This window comes from Gordonia mangrovi (genome assembly GCF_024734075.1).
GTDB lineage: Bacteria > Actinomycetota > Actinomycetes > Mycobacteriales > Mycobacteriaceae > Gordonia > Gordonia mangrovi.
The window spans coordinates 241422-267280 of record NZ_CP102850.1; the positions used below are offsets into that span (position 1 = coordinate 241422).

Below are 25859 nucleotides of genomic sequence, written 5' to 3' on the forward strand. Positions count from 1 at the left end.
CACGGTAGATTGTGATCGGCATTACGGATAGGTTGCAAACCGACCCCGGGACGATTCCGCACCACGCATCGCGCGGCTACCGCCCGGTACCGTGTGCTTGGCCCCGGGCTCGGCTCCGGGGCCGTTGATTCTGTGCGCATCGATGAGCGGAGAGTGGATGATGAGAAAGCTGACAGCACTGTTGGCTGTTCTGGCTGCAACAGTGCTGGCCGGCTTGGGGGCTGGCTCAGTAGATGCCGCACCGGCGAAGATCTATCTCGGTGGTGGGTCGGGAATCCTGGTGCTCAAGGGCGGGAATTCCGCGGCAGCGTGCACGCTGACCACCATCGGCAAGTCCAACACCGGCAAGCTGATCGGTATCACCGCCGGTCACTGCGGCAACCCCGGCCAGAAGGTGTACTCCGAGACCTTCCAGGACCGTGGTCAGGCCGGCACCATCACGTACTCCGCCAGTGACCTCGACATCGCGGTCATCGAGTTCAATCCGGCCAAGGTCGTGCCGCTGCGCTCCGTGCGCGGATTGACCATCCGCAGCGTGGACACCAAGCCGCTGGCGTTCCCGGCCGTCGCCTGCAAGCAGGGCCGCACCACCGGCAACACCTGCGGCATCAGTTGGTTCTCCGACGGTGACGTGCACTTCAGCCAGTTGTGCGTGATCGAGGGCGATTCGGGCAGCCCGGTGGTTGTCGGCGACCGCCTCGTGGGCATGGTCAACGCCTACTACTTTCTCGCCTGCCTCGGACCCGAGACGGGCACCAACATCGCCCCGATCCTCAAGCGGGTCGGGTCACTGCCGCAGTACGGCGGCTTCCGCCCGATCTGATCGTCACCCACGACAGCGGCCCCGAGACCATGGTCTCGGGGCCGCTGTCGTTTCTACGAGGAGTAGTTGTGCAATCGCAATCAGCGCTCATAGGTGACAGAGGGATTGACGCGCAGCCACGCGCGCAACTCACGCTCGAATTGGTCGCGAGTCCACGCCTCGATTGCTTCACGCTCCTCTGTTTGCACACCCGCCAGATGTGTCCGCGCGCCCCACTCGATCGAATCATCGACAGCCTGATTGACTCGTCGAGCCAATTCCGCGTGACGAACCCGTCGATCCTCACAGAACAATCGGTAGTCGTCCGAACGCCACGAAGTCGGCATCGGTATCACCGAGTCGGTGAGTGATTCGGAGTTCAGATCGAAAACGGCCTCACGAACGAGAGGCCGGATTGTGGGGTCGAGGGCGAGGCTGCGAAGGACCTCGAGGTACTCGCGGGGCATGCCGTCCGCGTCAGACATACCGCGACTCTTCCTCGACGATCGAACCATTCCGCAATCGGGCGATCGCGGCTGTCGAAGAGAGTTCCTCACGAAGTTCCGGATGACGAATGTAGAAGTCAAAGAGCCAGAGCGAGGCTGTTGCGCCGATCGCAGTTTCGTCTACTCGCAATTCATCGCGTCGATGACCGGGCTCGAGGGCCACCCATGCGCCCATCCTCTTGTCTCCTGCGATGACCGCAGGCACAGCGCAACCGATCGTTCCCCATTCGCGCGCGACACCGGTCTGACCGCGTCGGATCCCGCTGGGCGAGAGTACGTACTCGCAAGATTGAGATTGTGAAACCCTGAGGGCTCGACCGACGTACAGGGAACCGAGGACAAGCGCAACAGGTGAGTAGATACCAAGCTGCCCCATACCGGCCACTGGAACGGTTACCTTCTCCTGCCACACGCCATACGCGAACATCAAGAAGCCGAGGCCCGTCGTCGCTGCTGCCGCGATCTCATAGCCGCGAATCAGCGTATCGCGGCGTAGAACAAGGACACCTTTTCGCAGATGCACGCCAGAATCTAGATCGAGTTCCTGGCTATCGCGTCGACGCCGCACAGATCGAAGTACAGATAGCGCTTCGAACACAAAGCCGACGGAGACCAGGGAAGCACAAACAAGACCGAGAAGCTGACCAGAAATCGCGGCGGCGATACCGATTGCTCCGATCGCAGCCGACAATCCGATGTAAATGCAAAGGGTGCCGCGATCACCCTTCGAAAATCCTATGCCCCACCGACTGGGCACAGGAAGCAATCTGCGGACCGTCACTTACACACCGCCTGTCCCACCAGGTTACCGACCACTCCGAATACCAACCCGCTGACGGCGCCCACACCAAATAGCCTCGCCGCACCTGCGGTTTCGGACATCATCGCGCTGACAGCCAGGTCGCCCGTCAGAGTCACTGCCCCTGTGGTTCCCGCCACACATCTGTCGTACCCCGACTTCGCGTCCACAACTGCAACTGCAGTGCCGAGGATATTCAGCGCTGGCCCAGCCGCCTTGGCACCCACCTGCAACTTCTCCGCCTGTGCTGCAGAGAGATATGGAAGGCCGTCACTGACGTGTGGTTCGAGTGCCGCCAACCCGCCGCCGGCGAGCGCCTGAGCAACCTGATCGGAATTCGGAACCTGCACCCGCACGCCATCCACCTCGGCGGTCGCTTGCCTGCCACGAGTCTCGGTGACGACGACGGGACTCTTGCCCTCGCGCATCAGCGTCGTTGTTGTCGATCCATCGGAGTTCGTCACTCTCGACGAGATGAGCATCCCCTTCTCGTTGTACAGATCGAACGTATCGCCGCTACCTCCGTGATGGGCGTCGGTATAAACCTGTCGACTACCGTCCAGCATTCTCAGAGTCGTCACCGTCGTCCCATCCTTGGCAACTGTTTCCTTGTCGACAACGGTGCCCAGCATGTGCTCTGCGAGCCTCTTACGCTGGTTCTCTCGACCTAGGGTCGGGTCCTCGGCTCGACTATCGTCTGAATACGCATCGGTCGTGAAGTCCTTGGGCGCGTGTGCGTCGCCAGGCAGATCCGGTAAATCCGGGTCCGCGAGCTGAATTTGTCGACGAATGTAGTTGCCTAGGTCGTAGTCGGCATGTCCCAGATCCATGAGATTGGGATTCAACTGATCCTGGAAACCTGTTGCTGCCAGAACCATGAGTTTGGCCATCGCCGGCGACATCAACTTTTCCCGGACCAGCACGACCCAGTCATCGGTGACAAACAAGTCCCCGGATTCGATGGTTCGAACCAGATCGCTGATGACACGCGCGGAATGTGCGAGCGCGGGTCCGTACTTCTCTATGCCGACTACGCTCGACGTGGCAATATTCGAAACCGCCCGCGCGCTTCCTTCCCCGCGCTCCACACCGTCGACTGCCGCCTCATAGGCCAGTCCGGTCCAATGTCCGCTCGGGCCTCCAGCCGGTCCCATTGCGCGAATCCTGTGACCGAGTCCCGATCCGAGATCGTCGAGATCAGCGGCCTTCGTTTCCAGGTCGTCACCACAAGCGACGAGCTGGTCGACTTTCCATGTCTGGAAGACCGGCCGACTGGGAATCATTTCGACTCCAGCACGCCGCGGAGCTTGGCGGCGATGTCGTCGTCGGTCCCTTCGAATTCGCCGGCGGCATTCCTGACCGCTGATGACAGGTCGGAGTAGTAATCGGCGAGGTCATCGAGTGCCCCTCGAAGCACCGGCACTGAAGTGTTCGATGCGTAGGCAGTTGAGGAACCTGGCATACATGCAGCGAGATCATGAAATCCATCGGGCAAGCGAGAACGAGACACCGCACCTGATGCATCGTCTACAGCGACCGAGTATTCGCGCAGAGCGCTTGGATCGACTTCTGCATCCGCCATCGAACTTCCCCCGTACGTTCAGTGCCCGATTCTGCAAGATCGTAGCGCACGAGCGCGCCGCCACCGTGGACCCAACCTGACCGTCAGAGCGCTCATACAGTTCTTCCCCCGGGTCTCCGTTCTTCCTCCCGTTGTTCACGGGGGAAGAAACGAGACCCGGGGGAAGAACCCTTACGGACGTGAAGTCGCTCAGGCGGTCTCGGTGATCGGCCGGTCGACCCAGCTCATCAGATCGCGCAGCTTCTTGCCGGTGACCTCGATCGGGTGCTCGGCATTCTGCTTACGCAGACCCTCGAGTTCCTTGTTGCCACCCTCCACGTTCGCGACGAGACGTTTGACGAAGGTGCCGTCCTGGATGTCCTTGAGGATGCCGCGCATCCGCTCCTTGGTGTCGGCGTCGATGACGCGCGGCCCCGAGAGATAACCGCCGAACTCCGCGGTGTCGCTCACCGAGTAGTTCATGCGCGCGATGCCGCCCTCGTACATGAGATCGACGATGAGCTTGAGCTCGTGCAGCACCTCGAAGTAGGCCATCTCCGGCGCGTAACCGGCCTCGACCATGACCTCGAAGCCGGTCTTGACCAGTTCCTCGGTGCCACCGCAGAGCACGGCCTGCTCACCGAACAGGTCGGTCTCGGTCTCTTCCTTGAAGGTGGTCTTGATGATGCCGGCACGGCCACCGCCGATGGCGCTGGCGTAGCTCAGCGCGAGAGCCTGGCCCTCACCCTTGGGGTCCTGGTCGATGGCGATGAGGCAGGGCACGCCCTTGCCGTCGACGAACTGACGACGAACCAGGTGGCCGGGGCCCTTCGGCGCAACCATGCCCACGGTGATGTTGGCGGCAGGCTTGATCAGGTCGAAGTGGATGTTGAGGCCGTGTCCGAAGAAGATGGCGTCGCCATCCTTCAGGTTGGGCTCGATGTCCTCGGTGAAGATCTTCGCCTGCGAGGTGTCCGGGGCGAGGATCATGATGACGTCGGCCCAGGCAGCGGCCTCGGCGGCGGTCATGACCTTCAGGCCCTGCTCGGCGGCCTTGTCGCGCGACTTGCTGCCCTCGCGCAGGCCGATCGCGACGTCGACTCCGGAGTCACGCAGCGACAGCGAATGTGCGTGTCCCTGGCTGCCGTAGCCGATCACCGCGACCTTGCGGCCCTGAATGATCGACAGATCGGCGTCGTCGTCGTAGAACAGTTCGATCGCCACAGTTGGATTCCCTTCGATTTCTTCTCTTGTGATTCGTTCGTGTCAGCGGTTGGCCGACATGCTCTTGGGTCCCCGACCCAATGTGACCGCGCCCGACTGCGCGATCTCCCGGATGCCATACGGATCGAGCATCCGCAGCAGCGCCTCGAGCTTCTCACTCGTGCCGGTGGCCTCGATGGTCAGTGATTCCGGCGAGACGTCGATCACCTTCGCGCGGAACAGGTTCACCACCTCGATCACTTCTGATCGCACCGCCGAGTCCGAACGCACTTTGATCATCATCAGTTCTCGGGACACCGAACTCTCCGGGTCCTGTTCGACGATCTTGATGACGTTGATCAATTTGTTGAGCTGCTTGGTGACCTGCTCGAGTGGGAAATCGTCGACGGTGACCATGATGGTCATCCGCGACATCCCCTTCAGCTCGGTCGGTCCCACGGCGAGCGACTCGATGTTGAAGCCGCGCCGCGAGAACAAGCCCGAGACACGGGCGAGCACGCCGGGCCGGTCCTCGACCAGAACGCTGAGGGTATGGGTGGTGCTCACTGCTCGTCCTTCTTGTCTGCGGAAGCGGCCAGCACCGCGGCATCCGTGCGGCCCATGGCCTCATGGATCTCCGGGGTGTCGACCGAGGCGGATTCGTCATCGTCGAAGAGCGGGCGGATGTCGCGCGCCGCCATGATCTCGTCGTTGCCGGTACCCGCGGCGACCATCGGCCACACCTGCGCGTCGGCACCGACGATGAAGTCGATGACGACCGGCCGGTCGTTGATCTCGCGGGCCTTGGCGATCACCTCGTCGACGTCGGCTTCGTTCTCCACCCGGAATGCCGCACAGCCCAACGCCTCTGCGAGCTTCACGAAGTCCGGGATGCGACGCGAGTGCGTCGCCAGGTCGGTGTTGGAGTAGCGCTCCTCGTAGAACAGCGTCTGCCATTGGCGAACCATGCCCAGATTGCCGTTGTTGATCAGGGCGACCTTGATCGGAATGCCCTCGATCGCGCAGGTGGCCAACTCCTGGTTGGTCATCTGGAAGCAGCCGTCACCGTCGATGGCCCACACCTCGGTGTCCGGCGCGGCGGCCTTGGCGCCCATCGCTGCCGGCACGGCATAGCCCATGGTGCCCAGACCGCCCGAGTTGAGCCAGGTCCGTGGCTTCTCATAGGAGATGAACTGCGCGGCCCACATCTGGTGCTGCCCGACGCCTGCGCAGTACACCGCGTCGGGCCCGGCGGCCTTGCCGATGGCCGAGATGACGAACTCCGGCGACACCGAGCCGTCGGCCTGACGGTCGTAGCTCAGTGGATACGTGCGCCGGATGCCGTCGAGGTACCGCCACCACGTCGACAGGTCCGGCGCCTCGGTGGTGGTTGCGCGCTCGTTGCGGATCGTCTCGAGGAGGTCGCCGATGACCGCCTTGCAATCGCCGACGATCGGCACGTCCACGTGCCGGTTCTTACCGATCTCGGCCGGATCGATGTCGGCGTGGATCACCTTCGCGTCGGGCGCGAACGACGACAGCTGACCGGTCACCCGATCATCGAAGCGGGCGCCGAGGGTGATGAGCAGATCGCTGCGCTGCAGCGCCGCGACCGCGGCGACGGTGCCGTGCATACCCGGCATACCCAGATGCTGGGAGTGACTGTCCGGGAATGCACCGCGCGCCATCAACGTGGTGACCACCGGGATGCCGGTCAGCTCGGCCAGCTCTCGCAGTTCCTCGGCCGCATTGGCCTTGATGACACCGCCACCGACGTAGAGCACCGGCGCCTTGGCCGACTGGATCAGCCGTGCGGCCTCGCGCACCTGCTTGCCGTGCGGCTTGGTCACCGGACGGTAGCCGGGCAGGTCGATCTGCGGCGGCCAGGAGAAGGTGGTCTGACTCTGCAGGATGTCCTTGGGGATGTCGACGAGGACCGCACCAGGCCGGCCGCTCTCGGCGATGTGGAATGCCTCGGCGATCACCCGCGGGATGTCGGCGGGGTTGTTCACCAGGAAGTTGTGCTTGGTGATCGGCATGGTGATGCCGGAGATGTCGGCCTCCTGGAAGCCGTCGGTACCGATGAGCGCGCGACCCACCTGGCCGGTGATCGCGACCACCGGGACCGAGTCCATCTGCGCGTCGGCCAGCGGGGTGACCAGGTTGGTCGCGCCGGGACCCGACGTGGCCATCATGACGCCGGCACGTCCGGCGACCTGCGCGTAACCGGTGGCCGCGTGGCCCGCACCCTGCTCGTGGCGCACCAGGACGTGACGCACCTTCGCTGAGTCGAGCAGCGGGTCGTAGACGGGCAGAACGGCTCCGCCCGGGATGCCGAAGACGATCTCGACGCCGAGTTCCTCGAGCGAACGAACCACTGATTGCGCCCCGCTGACGCGTTCGGGAGCAACCGTGTGCTGACCTACGGCGCGTAGATTCCCGCCCGCTGGTGACTGTTGACGCGGCGCCGCTTCGCGCGCGGTTCCCCGCGCGTCGTCGGTACGTGCTGTTGGTGCGCTCACTGCACGATCCTTTTGCTCTGGTGTTCGTTCAATTGACAAGAAAAAACCCCCGACAGCTGAGCTGTTCGAGGGTGGCGCGTCGATGCTGGAGGTCTACGAAGTGACCCGTCAGGCGACGACGCGCCGGCCGAGTACTACGAGAATCTGATGCTGCATCACGCCTTCACGGTAGGACCGGCGCGTGTCAAGAGTCAAACCGCGCCCATCGGCATCCCACATCGTGGGAACACACTGGTGAATCGACGGGATGCGTGAAGTGAGACAATAGTCGTGTGTCAACTCCATCGCCCGCCTCTCATGATGCACCCGCCGTCGAACTGCCGCAGACGTTCCGGATTCAACGTCTCGCCTACTTCGCGGTGCCGATGATGTTCGTCGTCACCGTGATCCTCGCCGGTGCGTCGCTGGTCTGGCTGGGCTGGACCCTCGTCCTGCCCGTACTGCTGGGCTGGTGGATCGTCCGGATCCGGACCATCGTGACCGAGGACGGCCTGCGAGCCGTGCACACCTTCTCCACCCGTGAGGTCCCGTGGAGCGAGATCGATGGCCTGCAGTTCCCCCGATGGAGTTCGGTGCGGGCGGTATTGGTCAACGGCACGCGGGTCCGACTGCCTGCCATCACCTTCGCCGACCTGCCCCGGCTCTCGGCGGCCAGCCGTGGCCGCATCCCCGATCCCTATGCCGCGGCGGCCGCCGACGACGAGAACCAAACCGGCTGAACCGTTTTGTTCGTGCTGGTCGGGGCGGAGTAGCCTCGTTCCTCGTGAACTGCCCCGGCTGTGGGCGTTCACTCATCCGCCCGAGCCCAGGCGGAATGTCGACACGAGGAAATCGCGATGCCAGTTCTGAGGTCTGCCACCACCACCGTCGGACGCGAAGCAGCGGGTGCCCGCTCGTTGTGGCGCGCCACCGGCATGACAGACGACGACTTCGGTAGGCCGATCGTGGCCATCGCCAACTCCTACACCCAATTCGTACCCGGCCACGTGCATCTCAAGGACGTCGGCGAGATCGTCGCCGACGCGGTGCGCGCGGCGGGCGGGGTGCCGCGTGAGTTCCATACGATCGCCGTCGACGACGGAATCGCGATGGGGCACGGCGGAATGCTCTACTCGCTGCCGAGTCGCGAGATCATCGCCGACTCCGTCGAGTACATGGTCAACGCCCACACCGCCGATGCACTGGTGTGTATCTCCAACTGCGACAAGATCACTCCCGGCATGCTCAACGCCGCGATGCGGTTGAACATCCCGACGGTGTTCGTGTCGGGTGGACCGATGGAGGCCGGCAAGGCCGTGGTGGTCGGCGATGTCGCCCACCCGTCGTCGGACCTCATCACCACGATCTCGGCGTCGGCGAACAGTGCCGTCGACGAACAGGGCCTGTCCGAGGTCGAGCGATCGGCATGCCCCACCTGCGGATCGTGCTCGGGCATGTTCACCGCGAACTCGATGAACTGTCTCACCGAGGCCCTCGGCCTGGCCTTGCCCGGCAACGGATCCACGCTGGCCACCCATGAGGCCCGCCGCGCGCTGTTCGAGCGTGCCGGCACCGTGATCGTCGAGGCGGCCCTGCGCTGGTACCGCGACGACGACAGTTCGGTGTTGCCCCGTAACATCGCCACCCCTACCGCATTCCGCAATGCGATGGCGCTCGACGTCGCGATGGGCGGCTCCACCAACACGGTCCTGCACATCCTTGCCGCCGCACAGGAGGGCGAGGTCACCGACTTCGACCTCGCCACCATCGACGAGATCAGTCGCAACGTGCCGTGCCTGTCGAAGGTCTCACCGAACTCCGACTACCACATGGAGGACGTGCATCGCGCCGGTGGAATTCCCGCGATCCTGGGCGAACTGCGCCGGGCCGGTCTGCTCGACGACACCGCCGCGACCGTGCACAGCCCGACGATCGGGCAGTTCCTCGATGATTGGGACATCCGCGGCGGCGCGGCCATCGACGCGGCCGTCGAGCTGTTCCACGCGGCGCCTGGCGGTGTACGGACCACCACCCCGTTCTCCACGGCGAACCGATGGACGTCACTGGACACCGATGCGGCCGGCGGTTGTATCCGCGATCTCGAGCACGCCTACACCGTCGAGGGCGGACTGTGTGTCCTGCGCGGCAATCTGGCGCCCGACGGCGCCGTGCTCAAGACGGCGGGGATCGACGAGGAACTCTGGCATTTCCAGGGGCCGGCGCGCGTCGTGGAGAGCCAAGAGGACGCCGTGCAGGTGATCCTGTCGAAGACCATCCAGGCCGGCGAGGTGCTCGTGGTGCGGTATGAAGGGCCCGCCGGTGGACCCGGTATGCAGGAGATGCTGCACCCCACCGCCTTCATGAAGGGCACCGGCATGGGTCGTAAGTGCGCGTTGATCACCGACGGCCGGTTCTCCGGCGGGTCGTCGGGGCTCTCGGTCGGACACATGTCGCCCGAGGCGGCATCGGGCGGCGCGATCGGGCTCGTCGAGGATGGCGACCCGATCGTGATCGACGTCCGGACCCGTCGCCTCGAGGTGCTCGTCGACGACGACGTGTTGGCCGAGCGCCGCGCGAAGATGGAGGCGTCCGAACGACCGTGGCAGCCCAAGGACCGACAGCGACCGGTCACCACCGCACTGCGTGCCTACGCGAAGCTGGCCACCTCGGCCGATCGGGGCGCGGTGCGCGTCGTCGACTGAGGGACCGCAGCACACCCGGTCACGTCCACCCCGCCGCCGGTCCCGCGTTCGTCAGCCGGTCGGGTTGCCGGGCGACTCGAACGGGTTGGTCCCGTTGAACAGCAGCCACACCGCGACCGCGGCACCCACCCCGACGATCAGCAGGGCCAGCGAACCCCAGGAGGGGCGACGCGCCCAGCCCCGCGGAGCATCCACCGAGATCCGGCCCGGCCCGGTCAGGATGATGACGCCCGCACACACCGCCAGCAGCAGTTCGTACTCGATCCCGGCGCCCGCGCCACCGGCAGCGAAGAACCACACGCCGCCGGCCAGCGTCGCCTTGTAGGCCGCGGCCACCAGCATCACGCCGAGCACTGCTGAGGCGGCCAACGGCGTGAACAGCCCGATCACCAGCATCAATCCGCCGAGGGTCTCCGAGAGCGCACCCAGGATGGCCAGGGGCCGGGCGGCGTCGGTACCGAAGCCGATCGCCGGATTGGGCGCGTTGACCAGCATGTCCTGAAAACCCGACAGTCGCGGACCGTTCCACCAGCCGAACAGTTTCTGTGCCCCGTGCGCCATCGCGATCAGCCCCACCGCGACCCGCAACAGCAGCAGGCCGAGATCAAGGGTGCCCCGACGAGCTCGTCGTTCGGACTCGGCGAGATCCTCTTCCACCGAACGCAGACGCTCATCGCTGGTCGGGTAGCTGTCCGCAGCCGCGTAGGTGTCGGGGTCACCGACCACCGAGGTGTCCGTTGCGTACGCGGTCGTCGGTGGTGCCGTTTCCGCGTTGAACGCAGTGGTGGGCGGGGTCGGATCTGCCGCGCCGGCCGAGGTCGGCGCGGCAAACGGTGTGGTGGCGTCCTCCTCGGCCGGCGGCGGCCGGTCGACCGCACCCGCCGGCCTTCGGTCGATCGCCTCGGTCGCCGGCGTCGGGGCGGCCGCCATCGATTCGGTCGGCATCGATTCGGTCGGCATCGATTCGGTCGGCGCCGACTCGGTCGGCATCGACTCGGTCTCGCCCGCCGGTGGCGCGAAGCGTCGGGTCGCCACCTCGTCGGGTTCGACGTCATCGAGGTCGTCGACCCGCTTGCGGCCGGCCGCCGCGTGCCGGTCGTAGAAGGTGTCACGCTCCTCGCTGGGGACCTGTCGACGTCGCTGGGATGCGACCGCACCGAGATCGATCTCGCCCGTCGGTTCGTCGTACGGACTGGAGCCGCCGCCTGCGGCCGGGTCACGTTCGCTCACGGTTCCGACTGTAGGCGCAGTCACCGCGGGGCGCGTCGAGCAGCGCGCGGTGAGTCGGAAACGATCGCCTACCCTGGGGTCCATGCGCATGGGGTGGCCGACGGCAGGACGAAACCGTGGACGGTCGGCCGCATCGACGCACACCCGCGGCATGATCGCCGCGGCGGCCCTCGGTCTGCTGGTGCTGGGCACCAGCGGATGCGCCGACTTCACCGAGCAGGATCGTGCGAAGGATGCCGGTGCCTGGAGCGCCAACAACGAATCGCCGGCACAGCAGCAACAGCCTCGTCCCTCCCCCACCGAGCCGCCGGTGCCACCGCCGCCCGGCCCGTGCGTGGACCCGGATCCGGCGGTCATCGCCACCTGCCTGCAATCCACCGCCGCGGTGATGCCGGGCGACGACCAGGGCGAGGTGACGGTGGTGGCCGAGCGCACCACCGGAAAGATCGTCACCACCAAACGCTATGGGCCGCAGCGTGTTCTGGCGACGGCGCCGGTGGATGCGGCGGGCGACGGTGGACTGATCGATTTCGCGTTCTCCCCCACCTACGACCAGGACCGGTTGATCTACGCGCTGATCACGACCGCGTCGGACAACCGCGTCGTGCGGCTGGCACCCAACGACGTGCCGAAACCGATTCTCGTCGGCATCCCCAAGGGCGCGACCGGCAACATGGGCGCGATGTTCTTCCGCTCCCCGACAGAGCTGGTCGTCGCGACCGGCAACGCCGGCAACCCGGCCGCGGCGGCGGACCCCGCGTCGCTGGCGGGCAAGGTCTTGTCGGTGACGTCGCTGGGCTCGGGTGCCAACCCGCCCCCGCGCATCCTCGCCTCGGGCTTCGGTTCGAATGTGTCGCTGTGCCCGAGCACGACGACCGGGTCGCTCTATGTCGCCGACCAGACGGCCACCGAGGATCGCATCCAGGTGCTGGAGCCGTCCGGTCCGAAGGTGTTGTGGACGTGGCCCGACCGCCCGCAGATCGCCGGCTGCGCGGTCACCTCCGGCGCGATCTTCGTGTCCACCACCCGCACTCAGCACATCGAGGCGCTCAACGAGCCGACCCGGGAGAAGCCGGCGATCACTCCACCTGCCGTCGTGTTGGAGAAGCGCTACGGCGCCTTGGGCCGGATGACGGCGTTGGACAACGGGGTCCTCCAATTCGCGACGGTGAACCGGACCTCGGGCACCCCGGTCAGCACCGATGACCGGGTGGTGCGTTGGCTACCACCGTCGTCGACCGAAGACCGGACCTGACGGACTCAGGAACAGGCGGCGAGGACGAGTTCCTTGACCCGCGCCGGGTCGGCCTGACCCCGCGTGGCCTTCATCACGTCGCCGACGATCTTCCCGGCTGCGGCCACCTTGCCGCCGCGGATCTTGTCGGCGATGTCGGGGTTGTTGACGAGCGCCTCGTCGACGGCCTTCTGCAGCGCCGAGTCATCACGCACCACCTCGAGCCCGCGGTCGGCGACGACCTGCTCGGGCTCACCCTCCCCGTCGAGCACACCCACCGCCACCTGTTGGGCGAGTTTGGTGGTGAGCTTGCCCTCGTCGACGAGACCGATGATCGTGGCGACCTGTGACGGGGTGATCGGCAGGTCGGCGAGTTCGGTGCCCCGTGTGTTCGCCTGCTGCGCGAGGAACGACACCCACCAGCCGCGGGCGGCCTCCACGCCGGCACCGGCGTCCACGGTGGCGATGACCAGGTCGATCGCGCCGACGTTGACGAGGTCACGCATCACCTCGTCGGAGACACCCCATTCCTCCTGGATACGGGCACGCCGCACCCAGGGCATCTCCGGCAGCGTGGTGCCCAACTCGGCGATCCACGACGGGTCCGGGGCCACCGGCGGCAGATCGGGCTCCGGGAAGTAGCGGTAGTCCTCTGCGGTCTCCTTGCGCCGTCCCGGCGAGGTGGTGCCGTCCGCCTCGTGGAAGTGTCGGGTCTCCTGCACCACCTCACCACCGGCGAGCAACAGCGCGGCCTGCCGCTGCATCTCGTAGCGCACCGCCACCTCGACACTCTTGAGCGAGTTGACGTTCTTGGTTTCGGTGCGGGTGCCGAACTCCGTCGCGTCCTTGCGCATCAGCGAAACATTGGCGTCGCAGCGCAGCGACCCCTGATCCATCCGCACGTCCGAGACGTCGAGTGCCTTGAGCAGATCGCGCAGCGCCGACACATACGCGCGGGCGACCTCGGGTGCGCGCTCGGCCGCCCCGACGATGGGCTTGGTCACGATCTCCACCAGCGGAACGCCGGCCCGGTTGTAGTCGAGCAGCGAATGACTGGCCCCGTGGATGCGGCCGGATCCGCCGATGTGGAGGGACTTTCCGGTGTCCTCCTCCATGTGCGCCCGCTCGATCTCCACCCGCCACGGCGTGCCGTCTCCCAGCAGCACCTCCAGGAACCCGTCGAAGGCGATCGGTTCGTCGTACTGGGAGATCTGATAGTTCTTCGGCTGATCGGGATAGAAGTAGTTCTTCCGTGCGAACACACTCGAGGGCCGGATGCTGCAGTTGAGCGCCAACCCGATCCGAATCGCCGACTCGATGGCCTTGACGTTCGCGACGGGCAACGATCCCGGCAGCCCGATGCACACCGGACACACCTGGGTGTTGGGTTCCGCCCCGAAGGCGGTCGGGCAGCCGCAGAACATCTTGGTCTCGGTGCCCAGTTCGACGTGCACCTCGAGGCCGAGGACGGGGTCGAACTCTGCGATGACCTGGTCGTAGTCGAGCAGTTCGGTGGCAGCGGCAGTCATGGCTGCCATCTTATTGCTCCGCCGATCCGGCGGCTGCGCGGGTCGTCGGACACGCTGCACGAACCCGGGTTCGATTCAGGGTCTTCCCCGATGACGCCGTGACCGGCGATCCGTAGCGTGGACTTCAGACGAAAGGAAGACCCATGACCACCACAACTCCGGGTTCCACCCGACTGATGCGTTCGCGCGACGACGCCTGGCTCGGCGGGGTGTGCGGCGGCATCGCCAAGCGCTTCGGCTGGGACGTCACCGTCATCCGGGTGCTGTTCGTGGCCTCGATCCTGTTGCCCGGCCCACAGGTGCTGCTCTACCTGGTCCTCTGGTTGATCATCCCGCGCGAACCGGTGGTGCCACCGTCGCCCGTGCCCTACCCGACGCAGCCACCGGCGGTCTGACTCAGCCGAAGATGACCCGGATCTCCTGGTACTGGTCGGCGGGCACCGACTTCTGATTGGCCAGCGCGTCGGAGAAGTCGACCCGGACGATGTCGGTGCCGTTGAGCGCCACCATCTTGCCCCACCCCTTGTCGGCGCACAGGTCGGTGATCGCCATCCCGAGGCGGGTCGCGAGGACCCGGTCGAATGCGGTCGGCACACCACCGCGCTGAATGTGCCCCAGCACCGTGGCCCGGGTCTCGATCCCGGTCCGTTCCTCGATGAGGGGGGCGAGCACCTCGGCGATACCGCCGAGGCGCGGACGATTGAACCCGTCCAGCCCCTTCACCGAGTACGCCTCGCCCATGTCCGGGAACTTGAATCCCTCGGCGACGACCACCATCGGGGCGCGACCACGGTTCTTGACGTGGGTGACCCAGGCGCAGATCTGGTCGAGGCTTTCCGGCTGTTCGGGGATGAGGATCGCGTGCGCTCCCCCGGCGATCCCGGAGTAGAGGGCGATCCAGCCGGCATGACGTCCCATCACCTCGAGGACCATGCACCGCTTGTGCGAGTTGCCGGTGGTGCGCAGTCGGTCGATGGCCTCGGTGGCGATCTCGACCGCGGTGTTGAAACCGAAGGTGTAGTCGGTGGCGTCGAGATCGTTGTCGATGGTCTTGGGGACGCCGACGATGTTGATGCCGTCCTCGTACAGTCGCCGTGACGCCGAGGCCGTACCCTCCCCGCCGATGGCGATCACGCCATCGATGCCGAGGTTCTTCATGACCTTCTTGATGTTCTCCGCGCCACCGTCGGGTTCCTGGTACGGCCCGAAGCGGCTGGTTCCCAGAATCGTTCCGCCTTCATGGGACAAACCACGGACCGTGGAGCGATTGAGCTCCATGATGTCGCCGTACACCAGCCCGTACCAGCCGTCCTTGAAGCCGACGAACTCGTGTCCATAGACGGTTTCGCCCTTGAGTACTGCGCCGCGGATCACCGCGTTCAGTCCAGGGCAGTCACCGCCGCTGGTGAGAATGCCGAACCTCTTGGCCATCGCCCCGAGACCTTCCTGTCGACCAACCCTGACACGTACCCCGTTCAATCTAGTGGCCCGGGCCGACCCGCGCCGGGTGTCGCGCGCGTACCGGCGCATCGGCAGGTGAACTTTGCGCTCCGCTCACTTCAGTCCGTTCTCGTAGGCGAAGACCACCGCCTGGGCTCGATCCCGCAGACCCAGCTTGTTCAGCACGCTGCTGACGTGGGTCTTGACGGTCTGTTCGGAGACGTAGAGGTGCCCGGCGATCTCGCCGTTCGACCTCCCGTCGGAGACGAGATCGAGAACCTCACGTTCCCGCGGCGTGAGTCGGTCGGCCGCGCGGCTGTGCGGTGTGCGCGATCTGCGCGAGGTCACCTCCTCGATGAGGCGTCGGGTCACCGATGGCGCCAACAATGCCTCACCCGCCGCGACGACCCGGACGGCGCGGACGAGTTCGTCGGCGGGTGCGTCCTTGAGCATGAAGCCCGATGCACCGATCCGCAGGGCCTCGTACACGTAGTCGTCGATGTCGAAGGTCGTCAACATCAGCACCCGCGTCACTTCATCGCGTCCCGACGACGCGCGGAGGATTTCCTCGGCGGCACGCAGTCCGTCCTTGCGAGGCATGCGTACGTCCATCAACACCACGTCCGGCCGGACGCGGGCGCAGAGTTCGACTGCGGCGACGCCATCGGCGGCGTCGCCGAGGACAGAGATATCGGCCTGCGCGCCGAGTAGAGCCGAGAAGCCCTGGCGCACCATCGCCTGATCGTCGACAACCACCACCGTGACAGCCACGCGGACAGCCTATTCGCTCACGCCCACCGCCGAGCCGACGGCGTCGACGCGATGGCCGGCGTTGTCCGGGATGAGTGCACGCACCTGGAATCCGCCGTCCGCGGTGGGCTCGGCGGTGAGCACTCCGCCCACCGCTGCGGCGCGCTCAGTCATGCCCACGATGCCGGCGCCCACACCCGGCAGACACACCGGTTCGGCGGTGGGCGCGGTGTTGCGTGCACACACCTCGGTGACCCCGGCGTGCGCCGGGAGCACGGTGATCTCCACCGACGACCCCGGCGCATGCCGCGTCGCATTCGCCAGGCTCTCCTGCACAATCCGATAGATGACCACACCCGCTGTGGCACTTATCTTCTCATGAACAACCGAGTCGACGAGATCCACCGTGGCGCCGGTCAGTCGGGTCTGCCCGACCAGCGACGGGAGGTCGTCGAGGCCCGGATTCGGTGCGGCCGGCGACTCGCCATCGGTACGGAGCACGCCGAGCATCTGGCGCACCTCGTCGAGTGACGCACGAGCCGACACCGCTATCGCCTCGAACTCCGCAGCCGCCTCGTCACTCACGTCCGCCAACCGATACCGCGCGGTCTGCGCCATCACCACCACCACCGACATCCGGTGCGCCACCACGTCGTGCAGATCTCGCGCGATGCGAGTCCGCTCCTGCAGGATGGCCTTCTGGGATTCGACCACCTGCTTCTGCTCGGTGCTGGCGGCGAGTTGGCGGCGCGAACTGGCCAGGATTCGGATCAGGCCGATGACCACGGCGCCGAACGCCAACCCGAATGCCCAGCCGGCCCGCGCGTCGGCGGGAGCGCCGAGTACGAAGACGATGGAGGTGCTGATCCACACCACCGGAATCCAGCGCAACGGGCACCGCAGACAGGCCGCGAAGGTCAGCACCACCAACGAGATGATGTGCGTGACCTGAATGGACCACGGCCAGCCGTTGACCGTCGGCACCAGCAGACCGATCAGCTGCGCCGAGACCACCGACACGGCCCAACCGGCCACCGGCGCAGAGAATGCGAAGGCGAGGGGGAACGAGGCGAAGGCCGCCACGACCGGCTGGGCGTAGGCAGGTATCGAATGGGTCAGCGACAGCGTCGGCCATGACACCGCGAACAGCACAGTCGCCGCGAACAGGAAAAACCAGTTCATCGGCGAACGGACGTAGCGCTGAACAGCCGGGTCACGCGCCGCCGGATGCTCGGCGATCTCTCGCGCCACCAGTGTCGCCACCCGACCCGACAGCGATCTCACCCCACGAAACATCGTCATCACCTCGCCACTCACCGTAGGACGCGCACCCACCACACGTCCTCATACTTTCGGGGGATTCCCCCTTCGGCCGGCGGGGTGAGAACGCGCAGCACATTGCGATCCCGCGACGGGCACGGCGTTCACCGCAGCGGCCGATGTGGGACCGCGACGCCGATTCCTAGCGTCGAATCCATGACCCGACAGCCTCGCGGGCCCACCCGCACCGCAACCCGAATCGTCGCCGGTTTCGCTTCGGCCGCATTACTTCTCGGACTTTCGACGGCACCGGCGGAGGCCTCCCCGAATGTCGTGGAGGGTCATCGGGAGCCAGCCGAGAGCAACCCGACACCGCACGACATCTCGACCCCTGCGGGCCGGATCGTGTGGGATCTGACCAGCGGCCGGCCGGAACGCGCGGCTGCCGAGGTGCCCGCGGAGTTCTCCGCGGCATTCGGCTATCGCCCGCAGCTGCGTGCCGGCTACCCGGTGGATCCGCACGGCGGGTGTTCGTCGCCGATCCCGTTGCCGCACCGCTTCGAGGTGCTGTGCCGGGCCCACGACTTCGGTTACGACGTCCTGCGATTCGCCGACCGGTCCGGTCATCGGCTCGGCGGCTGGGCGCGCCTGCGGCTGGATCGGATGCTGATCGAGCGGATGCGCGCGGCCTGTACGTCTCCGGCGTGTCAGCTGGCCGCCACCGCGGCCGAACTCGGGCTGCGCGTGAACACCTGGCGGCAGTTCGACGGTCCACCGACGGCCGACGAATCGACCGCGGAGATCGTGACGTCCGGGGTCGGCCGCGGGTGGGCGGTTCTGCACGCGGGCGGTGGCCGGTGACCGCGCGCGGCCGTTGCGGGCCGCATCCGATCGTCTCGGTGGCTGCGGCGCTGGCCGCGACCGCGGCGTTGTGGCCCTCCGGGTTGCCCCGGTCGGCGATGGTGTCGGCGGTTGTGACGGCGGGGTGCGTCGCCGTCGTCACCGCGTCCGTGCTGATGGCCACCCGGAGATCGCCGGCCCGGCCCGCCACGATCGTCGCCGCCGGCGCGGGATCGCTCGGGTTCGCATGCTGCGCAGCCCTTCTCAGCATGTCCTGGCAGAACGGGCTGCGCGACGCCCTCGGCGCTCCCGCGGTGGGACCGGGGTGGGCGGCCGTGTCGGTCACCGGAGGTCTGCTGGCCTTCGTGGCGATTGTGTGGCTGCCCCGCATCACGGCGCTGGTCGTGGCGATGACCGTCGCCCTGCTCGCCGGCTTCCTGCCCGCGGCGCAGGCCGACGACCCCGCCGATCAGACACCCGACGTACCCGCGGGCATCTTCTATGCCCAGAACGACTCCAATGCCCAGAACGACGACATGTCTGCTCTCCACCGGGATGCCGCAGCGCAGCGCAGTGCCGACCTCGTCACCCGCTGGGTACGTGCCGGCGGTCTCGACCGCCGCGCCGTGGTGATCGCCGTACCGACCGGTTCGGGGTGGGTGGACGCCGCCGCGGTGGCCGGCTACCGTCGCCGATTCGGGGGCGACGTCACGGTGGTGGCGATGCAGTATTCGGCTCGGCCGTCGTGGCAGACGTTCGTCGCCGACCGGTCGTCGGCCGGGCACACGGCGACCGCGCTGCTGCGGGAGGTGCTCGACCGTATCGGTGCCCGCCCGCCGGCGCGCCGACCGGAAGTCCATGTCTACGGACAGAGCCTGGGTGCCGTGGGCGCCGAGACCGCCCGCGTGTGGGCGGACCGGACACGTCCGGGCGCACTCACCGAGACGGTGCTCGTGGGGATTCCGGGTGACGCGGTGGCCGAGCACCCCGGGGCCGGCTCCCCCCGCGTCGTGATCGCCAACGATTCCGACCCGATTCCGCGATGGTCGTGGTCAGTGCTCTGGCGGCCGCCCCGACACATGGCCGACACCCGTATCGTCGGCCGCCGCACACCACAACCGCTCTGGCTGCCGCTGATCGGATTTCTGCAGACCTCGGTCGATCTGCTCGGATCGCTCGACGGCGCACCCGGCGTCGGCCACCGCTACGGACCAGAACAGGGTGTCGGCAGCCCGTCCTCGTGACGCGCTATTCGATCGGACCGCGGGCCACCTCGTAGGCCGCGCCCACCCGGTAGAGCCGGTCGTCGGCCAGCGCTGGAGCCATGATCTGCAGCCCGACCGGCATGCCGTCGTCCGCGGACAGACCGGACGGCACCGACATCGCGCCGACTCCGGCGAGGTTCACCGGCAGGGTGCACAGGTCGAACAGGTACATCGCGAGCGGATCGTCGACCTTCTCCCCCAACGCGAACGCCGTCGTCGGGGTCGTCGGCGACACCAGGACGTCGACCTGCTCGTAGGCGGCGGCGAAGTCGCGGGCGATCAGCGTCCGCACCTTCTGGGCCTGGCCGTAGTAGGCGTCGTAGTAGCCCGAGGAGAGCGCGTAGGTGCCGATCATGATGCGCCGCTTGACCTCCGGGCCGAAGCCGGCGTCGCGGGTCATCGCCATCACCTCTTCGGCGCTGTGGGCACCGTCGTCGCCGATGCGCAGGCCGTAGCGCATCGCATCGAAACGGGCGAGGTTCGACGACACCTCCGACGGCAGGATCAGGTAGTAGGCGCCGAGGGCATAGGTGAAGTGCGGGCAGGACACCTCGACGACCTCGGCCCCGCGATCGGTCAGGACCCCCAGAGCCGCCCGGAACGACTCCAGGACTCCGGACTGATAGCCCTCGCCCTGCAGCTCCGTGACGACTCCGATCCGAACGCCACTCAGATCCTGCTCGGCACCGAAGCGCGCGGCCGCGACCACGTCGGGGACGGGCGCGTCGATGGACGTGGAGTCACGCGGATCGTGGCCGGCGATGACCGAGTGCAGCAGCGCGGTGTCGAGCACGGTCCGCCCGCACGGGCCACCCTGGTCGAGAGAGGATGCACAGGCGACCAGTCCGTAGCGCGACACCGTGCCATAGGTGGGTTTCACGCCCACCGTCGCGGTCACCGCGGCCGGCTGCCGAATCGAGCCGCCGGTGTCGGTGCCGATGGCCAGCGGCGCCTGAAATGAGGCGAGCGCGGCAGCGCTGCCGCCGCCCGAGCCCCCGGGGATCTTGTCGGTGTCCCACGGATTGCGGGTCAGCTGATATGCGGAGTTCTCGGTCGAGCTGCCCATGGCGAACTCGTCCATGTTGGTCTTGCCCAGGATGGGGATCCCCGCCGCGCGCAGCCGCTCGGTCACGGTGGCGTCGTACGGCGGCACCCAACCCTCGAGGATCTTGGAGCCGCAGGTGGTCGGCGCGTCGGTGGTGGTGAACACGTCCTTCAGCGCGATCGGGACACCGGCGAGCGGTGAGGGCGCCTCGCCACCGGCGATCGCGTCGTCGGCGGCCTTGGCCGCGACCAGCGCTTCTGCACCGCTGATGTGCAGGAAGGCACCCAGATCGTCGTCGATCTCGGCGATCCGGTCCAGGTGGGCCTGGGTGGCCTCCACCGATGACAGCTCGCGCGCCGAGATCTTGGCGGCGAGGTCGGCGGCCGACAGTCCGGTGATCTCGCCGGCGGTGCGGGCTGATGTCACTGTTCCTCCCCGAGGATCTGCGGGACGGCGAACCGGTCCTGTTCGACACGAGGCGCACCGGAGAGCGCCTGATCGGTGGTCAGGCCGGGGACCACGACGTCGGGGCGCAGCACGTTGGCCAGCTCGGCGGGATGTGCGGTGCCGGGTACCTCATCGGCGGCCACCTCCGACACCTGCGCCACGTGGGCCAGGATCGAGTCGAGCTGCTGCGCGTACTGATCGAGTTCCTCATCGGTCAGCGCCAACCGGGACAGCCGAGCCAGGTGCGCGACCTCCTCCCGGGAGATGGCCGACTCCGATCCGCTGGACATGCCAGGTCCTTTCTCGCCGAGTGCATGCGTGTTTCCCCACCAGCCTATGGGAGCCGATCGCGCGCGCGTGACGCGGTGGTCAGTGCAGCCATCGTGCCAGTCGTGCGGTGATCCAGGGCAGCACCACATACACCATGATCGGGGTGTTGATCAGGGTGGCGATGAGTGTGGTGAGCACCACCGGGAGCCCGTCGATTCGGCTGACGACGACCAGGTTGATGAGCAACAACATCGGGAAGAAGCCGAGCCAGATCGTGATCGCCTGTTTCCATCGCGGCGGCGGCGCGCCGGCGACCCGGACCGCCTGGGTCAGGTGCTGCTGCGGCTCGAACCAGCCTTCGATACCCGACAACCGGTGCGTCGCATACTCCACGGCGACTCCCTCGCCACGGGACAGCCAGGCCTTGCGCACCGGTGAGGACACCCAGTCGTCCATCGTCTTCTCGTCGGCGAACCGGTAGACCACGTAGTACTCGTTGTCGATGCGCGAGTTGCGCAGCCAGCCGCCGCCGAGGAAACCCGGAAAGGTTCGTGCCAGCGCGATCCCCGCATCGGTCCAGCTCACGAAATCGTGCTCACGGCCCGGCTCGATGCGGCGGGCGACCGATGCGGTGACCTGAGTCGAGCTCTGCGGTTGTTCTGCTGCGGCGCCTGTGTCGTCGGTTGCCATGACATCATCGTCGCCGCCGATCGTCGTCGACGCAGCGCTCGCACCGGCAGTGCGGGGGCCGGGTTCGACGATGGCCGGATCAGACGAGGGTGTAGAACTCCAGCGCGATCCCATCCGGGTCGCGGAAGCTCACCACCGAACCGCTCCGGCCCGCCGCGACGTCGCCATGTGCGACACCCTCCTGGTCGAGCACGCTGACCCACAGCTGGAGTTCGGCGAGGTCGGCGACGGCGAACGACAGATGGTCCAGACCCACCCGATGCTCGTCGAAGGCACCGACGACGGCTGAGTCACCGTGGGCGACAAAGCTGATCGGCGGAAGATCCGGTCGGTTCAGCAAGGACTTGTGCATACCGTCCGCCCGGACGCGCGTGACCTCTGTGAACCCGAGGACACGGACATACCACTGGACCGAGGCCTCGAGATCGCTCACCGTGAGCGTCAGATGGTGCAGGCCGTGCAGCGGCGGGGTTGCGGTCACCTGCATCACCGTAGTCCGCAGCGCTGGTGATGGTCACCACCCCCACGCAGTCGCACCCCGGCAAGCCCCCTCTCGTCACACGGTGGTCACACCTCGGTGCAACAATGAGCCGCGTGTCGTACCTGCTGCGCGTGTACCTCGAGGACCGCCCGGGCAGTCTCGGACTGCTCGCCGTCCAGCTCGGTTCGGTGGGCGCCGACATCCTGTCGCTGGAAGTGGTCGAACGCGGCGAAGGCTATGCCGTCGACGATCTGGTCGTCGACATCGCGCCCGGTTCGCTCCCGGATGGCCTGATCACGGCGGCGGAGAAGCTCAAGGGTGTGCGGGTCGACTCCATCCGGCCCTACGCCGGTGTGCTCGACACGCACCGCGAACTCGAGCTCGTCGATCAGGTGGCCACGGCCGATCACCACAAGCTGCAGGTGCTCGTCGACAACGCACCCCGTGTTCTGCGGGTGTCCTGGGCGATGGTCATCACCAGCGCCAGCAACGGGGTGCTGCAGCTGTTCGGCAGCTCCGGAGCCCCCGAAACACCGCTCACCCGGGCCGATTGGCTGCCCATCGATCGCGCCGCGCAACTCGATTCCACCGCCGGCTGGGTGCCCCAGGCCTGGCAGGACATGGACACCCGCCTGGCGGCCGCCCCGCTCGGCGATGGCGCGCGAGCGGTGCTGCTCGGGCGTATCGGCGGGCCGGACTTCCGGCCGTCGGAGATCGCCCGGCTCGGCTATCTCACCGGGATCGTCAGTACGGTGTTGCGCGCCGAGGGCTGAGTCACCCGGCGTCCGGCGCCTCGCCGGTCTCCAGCAGATGGGTGAACGCCGCCTCGTCGAGGATCGGTACGCCGAGTTGTTCGGCCTTGGCGGCCTTGCTGCCCGGCGAGTCGCCGACGACGACGTAGTCGGTCTTCTTCGACACCGACCCCGCGGCTTTGCCGCCGCGTTGCAGGATGGCCTCCTTGGCGCCGTCACGGGAATAGTCCTGCAGGGAACCGGTCACCACGACGGTCTTGCCCTCCAATGTCCGGACGATCGAGTCATCACGCTCGTCCTCCATGGAAACGCCTGCCGCGCGCCATTTCTCGACGACCTCGCGGTGCCAGTCGACGGTGAACCAGTCGCGGATGCTCTGCGCCAGCGTCATGCCGAGGCCCTCGACCTCGGCCAGTTGTTCGGTGCTCGCGTCCTCGATCGCCTGCAACGAACCGAATTCGGTGGCCAGTGCACGAGCCGCGGTGGGTCCCACATGGCGGATGGACAGCCCCACCAGCACCCGCCACAGCGGCACCTTCTTCGCGCCGTCGAGATTGGCGAGCAGCCGTTTCCCATTGGCCGAGAGCTCCCCTGCCTTGGTGCGGAACAGGTCGGTCGTCGTCAGATCGTCGGCGGTGAGCGAGAACAGGTCCCCCTCATTGGTCAGCACCCCGGAGGTGAGCAGCGCGGTGGCCGCCTCGTAGCCCAGCGCCTCGATGTCGAACGAGCCGCGGCCGGCGAGATGAAACAGCCGCTCGCGCAACTGCGCCGGACACGATTGGGCGTTGGGGCAACGGATGTCGACATCGCTGTCCTTCTCCGGACGCAGCGCCGTGCCACATTCCGGGCAGTGCGTGGGCATCACGAACTCGCGCTCGCTGCCGTCGCGCACATCCACGACGGGGCCGAGGACCTCGGGGATCACGTCGCCGGCCTTGCGGATGGTGACGGTGTCGCCGATGAGCACGCCCTTGCGTTTCACCTCGGACTCGTTGTGCAAGGTGGCACGGGACACCGTGGAACCGGCGACCAGCACCGGCTGCATGAACGCGAACGGGGTCACCCGCCCGGTGCGGCCCACCCCGACCTTGATGTCGAGCAGTTCGGTGGTCGCCTCCTCTGGTGGGTACTTGTAGGCGATCGCCCAGCGCGGGGCGCGGGACGTGGATCCCAGCCGGCGTTGCAGTGCGACGTCGTCGAGTTTCACCACTATGCCGTCGATCTCGTGTTCCACGTCGTGGCGGTGCTCACCCCAGTAGGCGATCTTGTCCAGGATCTCGTCGGCACCGGCGACCTTGGTGGTGTGGTCGGAGACCGGCAGTCCCCAGGCGCCGAGAGCGAGGTACGCATCGTGCAGGGATGCCGGACGCCAGCCCTCGGTGTGGCCGATCCCGTGGCAGATCATCCGCAGTCGGCGCCGTGCGGTCACCTGTGGGTTCTTCTGCCGCAGCGACCCGGCCGCCGAGTTGCGCGGATTGGCGAACGGCGGTTTGCCGTCGGCGACCAGCGAGGCGTTGAGCGCTTCGAAGTCCTCCACCCGGAAGAACACCTCGCCGCGCACCTCGAGTTCGTGTGGGACGGGAAAACCGTCGGCGGCGGTGAGCCGTCGCGGCACATCGTCGATGGTGCGCGCATTGAGGGTGACGTCCTCGCCGGTGCGTCCGTCCCCGCGGGTGACCGCACGGGTCAGCGTCCCGTCGATGTAGACCAGGGACAGTGCCACCCCGTCGATCTTGAGTTCGCACAGGAAGTCGCCGCTGCTGCCGGTGTCGGCGTGGACGCGATCCACCCAGGTGCGCATCTCGTCGGAGTCGAAGACGTTGTCGAGCGACAGCATCCGCTCCAGATGATCGACCGGGGTGAACGCTGTGGAGAAACCACCGCCGACCAGCTTCGTGGGCGAATCCGGCGTGATCAGTTCCGGGTGAGCGTCCTCGAGTTCCTGCAGCCTGCGCAGCAACCGGTCGAACTCGCCGTCGGAGATGATGGGCGCGTCCTTGACGTAATAGCGGAACTGGTGATCGCGGATCTCCTCGGCGAGTGCGGTCCATTGCTCACGCAGGTCACCGCCGACGTCGGTCGGGTTGCCTTGTTCTGCCACGTCACGAGCGTATCGAAGCCGACCGACACACCCGGACGGCCGATGGCTCTACGCTGAGCCCATGCCGCATCCGATCATGTTCGATGACGACGATCCGATCCTGGTGCGCGTGCGCGAGGTGGCGTTGGCGCTGCCCGACACCACCGAGGTCGTCGCGCACGGACGGCCGACGTTCCGGTGCGGCAAGATGTTCGGCAACTACGGTGGCAGTGTCAAGGGCAGCAGGACGCGCCACGACCAGTCCCTGCTGTTCATCCCGGATGCCGCCGAGCGTGCGGCGCTGCTGGCCGATCCGCGCTTCTATCTGCCCGCCTATCTGGGCGCCTACGGGTGGCTCGGCATCCTCCTCGACGACGACTCCGACTGGACCGAGGTCGCCGAACTCCTCGACGCCAGCTACCGGCAGATCGCGCCGAAACGGTCGATCGCGAAGTTGGATTCCCGGTAGCCG

26 protein-coding genes are annotated in these 25859 nt (G+C 66.9%); 9 read left to right on the forward strand and 17 right to left on the reverse strand.

Annotation, left to right across the window (positions count from 1 at the left end):
• Window positions 1-157: 157 nt before the first annotated feature.
• Window positions 158-823, forward strand: a complete 666-nt coding sequence (locus NWF22_RS01150; RefSeq protein ID WP_160900993.1) for a chymotrypsin family serine protease — start codon at window positions 158-160, stop codon at window positions 821-823.
• An 80-nt stretch (window positions 824-903) separates the two neighbouring features.
• Here NWF22_RS01150 and NWF22_RS01155 read toward each other — a convergent pair whose 3' ends face one another.
• The 7 genes from NWF22_RS01155 to NWF22_RS01185 all read right to left on the reverse strand — a co-directional run bounded on the left by NWF22_RS01155 (window position 904) and on the right by NWF22_RS01185 (window position 7393).
• Window positions 904-1287 (reverse strand): hypothetical protein, encoded by a 384-nt coding sequence (locus NWF22_RS01155; protein ID WP_160900992.1) that lies wholly within the window; start codon window positions 1285-1287, stop codon window positions 904-906.
• Window positions 1280-2089, reverse strand: a complete 810-nt coding sequence (locus NWF22_RS01160) for a hypothetical protein (RefSeq protein WP_160900991.1) — start codon at window positions 2087-2089, stop codon at window positions 1280-1282. Before NWF22_RS01160 ends, NWF22_RS01155 begins: the two co-directional genes overlap by 8 nt.
• Window positions 2086-3390: a hypothetical protein gene (locus NWF22_RS01165; RefSeq protein WP_160900990.1), complete on the reverse strand. Its 1305-nt coding sequence runs from the start codon at window positions 3388-3390 to the stop codon at window positions 2086-2088. Before NWF22_RS01165 ends, NWF22_RS01160 begins: the two co-directional genes overlap by 4 nt.
• Window positions 3387-3689 carry a type VII secretion target gene (locus NWF22_RS01170; RefSeq protein WP_160900989.1) on the reverse strand — a complete coding sequence of 101 codons (303 nt, stop codon included), beginning with the start codon at window positions 3687-3689 and terminating at the stop codon, window positions 3387-3389. The genes NWF22_RS01165 and NWF22_RS01170 overlap by 4 nt, the downstream gene beginning before the upstream one ends.
• 189 nt (window positions 3690-3878) lie before the next feature.
• Complete coding sequence (gene ilvC, locus NWF22_RS01175) at window positions 3879-4892, reverse strand: ketol-acid reductoisomerase (protein WP_160900988.1); 1014 nt, start codon at window positions 4890-4892, stop codon at window positions 3879-3881.
• Window positions 4893-4934: 42 nt separating this feature from the next.
• The gene (gene ilvN / locus NWF22_RS01180) at window positions 4935-5438 is read right to left on the reverse strand and encodes an acetolactate synthase small subunit (protein ID WP_160900987.1); all 504 of its coding nucleotides are present in this window, start codon (window positions 5436-5438) and stop codon (window positions 4935-4937) included.
• A complete protein-coding gene (locus NWF22_RS01185) occupies window positions 5435-7393 on the reverse strand; it encodes an acetolactate synthase large subunit (RefSeq protein ID WP_160900986.1) in 1959 nt (652 codons plus the stop codon). The genes ilvN and NWF22_RS01185 overlap by 4 nt, the downstream gene beginning before the upstream one ends.
• A gap of 272 nt (window positions 7394-7665) precedes the next feature.
• Between NWF22_RS01185 and NWF22_RS01190 the strand changes: the two genes are divergently transcribed.
• Complete coding sequence (locus NWF22_RS01190) at window positions 7666-8112, forward strand: PH domain-containing protein (RefSeq protein ID WP_258321288.1); 447 nt, start codon at window positions 7666-7668, stop codon at window positions 8110-8112.
• Window positions 8113-8229: 117 nt separating this feature from the next.
• Complete coding sequence (gene ilvD / locus NWF22_RS01195; protein WP_160900985.1) at window positions 8230-10074, forward strand: dihydroxy-acid dehydratase; 1845 nt, start codon at window positions 8230-8232, stop codon at window positions 10072-10074.
• Between the two features lie 51 nt (window positions 10075-10125).
• On the opposite strand, the gene NWF22_RS01200 is transcribed toward ilvD, so the two are convergent.
• Window positions 10126-11304 carry a DoxX family membrane protein gene (locus NWF22_RS01200; protein ID WP_258321289.1) on the reverse strand — a complete coding sequence of 393 codons (1179 nt, stop codon included), beginning with the start codon at window positions 11302-11304 and terminating at the stop codon, window positions 10126-10128.
• Window positions 11305-11458: 154 nt separating this feature from the next.
• Here NWF22_RS01200 and NWF22_RS01205 point away from each other — a divergent pair, with 154 nt between their 5' ends.
• The gene (locus NWF22_RS01205; RefSeq protein ID WP_373691999.1) at window positions 11459-12559 is read left to right on the forward strand and encodes a PQQ-dependent sugar dehydrogenase; all 1101 of its coding nucleotides are present in this window, start codon (window positions 11459-11461) and stop codon (window positions 12557-12559) included.
• A 5-nt stretch (window positions 12560-12564) separates the two neighbouring features.
• Here NWF22_RS01205 and gatB read toward each other — a convergent pair whose 3' ends face one another.
• A complete protein-coding gene (gatB, locus tag NWF22_RS01210; RefSeq protein WP_160900983.1) occupies window positions 12565-14067 on the reverse strand; it encodes an Asp-tRNA(Asn)/Glu-tRNA(Gln) amidotransferase subunit GatB in 1503 nt (500 codons plus the stop codon).
• A 143-nt stretch (window positions 14068-14210) separates the two neighbouring features.
• Here gatB and NWF22_RS01215 point away from each other — a divergent pair, with 143 nt between their 5' ends.
• Complete coding sequence (locus NWF22_RS01215; RefSeq protein ID WP_160900982.1) at window positions 14211-14462, forward strand: PspC domain-containing protein; 252 nt, start codon at window positions 14211-14213, stop codon at window positions 14460-14462.
• 1 nt (window position 14463) lies between these two features.
• On the opposite strand, the gene NWF22_RS01220 is transcribed toward NWF22_RS01215, so the two are convergent.
• The 3 genes from NWF22_RS01220 to NWF22_RS01230 all read right to left on the reverse strand — a co-directional run bounded on the left by NWF22_RS01220 (window position 14464) and on the right by NWF22_RS01230 (window position 17592).
• Window positions 14464-15498 carry a 6-phosphofructokinase gene (locus NWF22_RS01220; protein WP_160900981.1) on the reverse strand — a complete coding sequence of 345 codons (1035 nt, stop codon included), beginning with the start codon at window positions 15496-15498 and terminating at the stop codon, window positions 14464-14466.
• Between the two features lie 123 nt (window positions 15499-15621).
• A complete protein-coding gene (locus NWF22_RS01225; protein WP_202398370.1) occupies window positions 15622-16242 on the reverse strand; it encodes a response regulator in 621 nt (206 codons plus the stop codon).
• 45 nt (window positions 16243-16287) lie between these two features.
• Window positions 16288-17592 (reverse strand): sensor histidine kinase, encoded by a 1305-nt coding sequence (locus NWF22_RS01230; protein ID WP_258321290.1) that lies wholly within the window; start codon window positions 17590-17592, stop codon window positions 16288-16290.
• Window positions 17593-17733: 141 nt separating this feature from the next.
• Between NWF22_RS01230 and NWF22_RS01235 the strand changes: the two genes are divergently transcribed.
• Window positions 17734-18378 carry a hypothetical protein gene (locus tag NWF22_RS01235; RefSeq protein ID WP_160900979.1) on the forward strand — a complete coding sequence of 215 codons (645 nt, stop codon included), beginning with the start codon at window positions 17734-17736 and terminating at the stop codon, window positions 18376-18378.
• The gene (locus tag NWF22_RS01240) at window positions 18375-19601 is read left to right on the forward strand and encodes an alpha/beta-hydrolase family protein (protein ID WP_160900978.1); all 1227 of its coding nucleotides are present in this window, start codon (window positions 18375-18377) and stop codon (window positions 19599-19601) included. Before NWF22_RS01235 ends, NWF22_RS01240 begins: the two co-directional genes overlap by 4 nt.
• 4 nt (window positions 19602-19605) lie before the next feature.
• On the opposite strand, the gene gatA is transcribed toward NWF22_RS01240, so the two are convergent.
• From gatA to NWF22_RS01260, 4 genes are all read right to left on the reverse strand, one after another.
• Entirely contained in the window at window positions 19606-21093 is a 1488-nt protein-coding gene (gene gatA / locus NWF22_RS01245) for an Asp-tRNA(Asn)/Glu-tRNA(Gln) amidotransferase subunit GatA (RefSeq protein ID WP_160900977.1), read from the reverse strand.
• Window positions 21090-21404 carry an Asp-tRNA(Asn)/Glu-tRNA(Gln) amidotransferase subunit GatC gene (gene gatC / locus NWF22_RS01250; RefSeq protein ID WP_160900976.1) on the reverse strand — a complete coding sequence of 105 codons (315 nt, stop codon included), beginning with the start codon at window positions 21402-21404 and terminating at the stop codon, window positions 21090-21092. The genes gatA and gatC overlap by 4 nt, the downstream gene beginning before the upstream one ends.
• A gap of 79 nt (window positions 21405-21483) precedes the next feature.
• Window positions 21484-22074, reverse strand: coding sequence for an antibiotic biosynthesis monooxygenase (locus NWF22_RS01255; RefSeq protein WP_160900975.1), 591 nt, complete (start codon window positions 22072-22074; stop codon window positions 21484-21486).
• A gap of 79 nt (window positions 22075-22153) precedes the next feature.
• Window positions 22154-22555: a VOC family protein gene (locus tag NWF22_RS01260; protein WP_258321291.1), complete on the reverse strand. Its 402-nt coding sequence runs from the start codon at window positions 22553-22555 to the stop codon at window positions 22154-22156.
• A 104-nt stretch (window positions 22556-22659) separates the two neighbouring features.
• On the opposite strand from NWF22_RS01260, the gene NWF22_RS01265 reads away from it, so the two are divergent.
• Window positions 22660-23328, forward strand: coding sequence for an ACT domain-containing protein (locus NWF22_RS01265; protein ID WP_160900974.1), 669 nt, complete (start codon window positions 22660-22662; stop codon window positions 23326-23328).
• A 1-nt stretch (window position 23329) separates the two neighbouring features.
• Here the strand turns inward: NWF22_RS01265 and ligA are convergent, their stop codons facing one another.
• Entirely contained in the window at window positions 23330-25408 is a 2079-nt protein-coding gene (gene ligA, locus NWF22_RS01270; RefSeq protein WP_160900973.1) for an NAD-dependent DNA ligase LigA, read from the reverse strand.
• 61 nt (window positions 25409-25469) lie between these two features.
• Between ligA and NWF22_RS01275 the strand changes: the two genes are divergently transcribed.
• Complete coding sequence (locus NWF22_RS01275) at window positions 25470-25856, forward strand: MmcQ/YjbR family DNA-binding protein (protein WP_160900972.1); 387 nt, start codon at window positions 25470-25472, stop codon at window positions 25854-25856.
• Window positions 25857-25859: the final 3 nt, after the last annotated feature.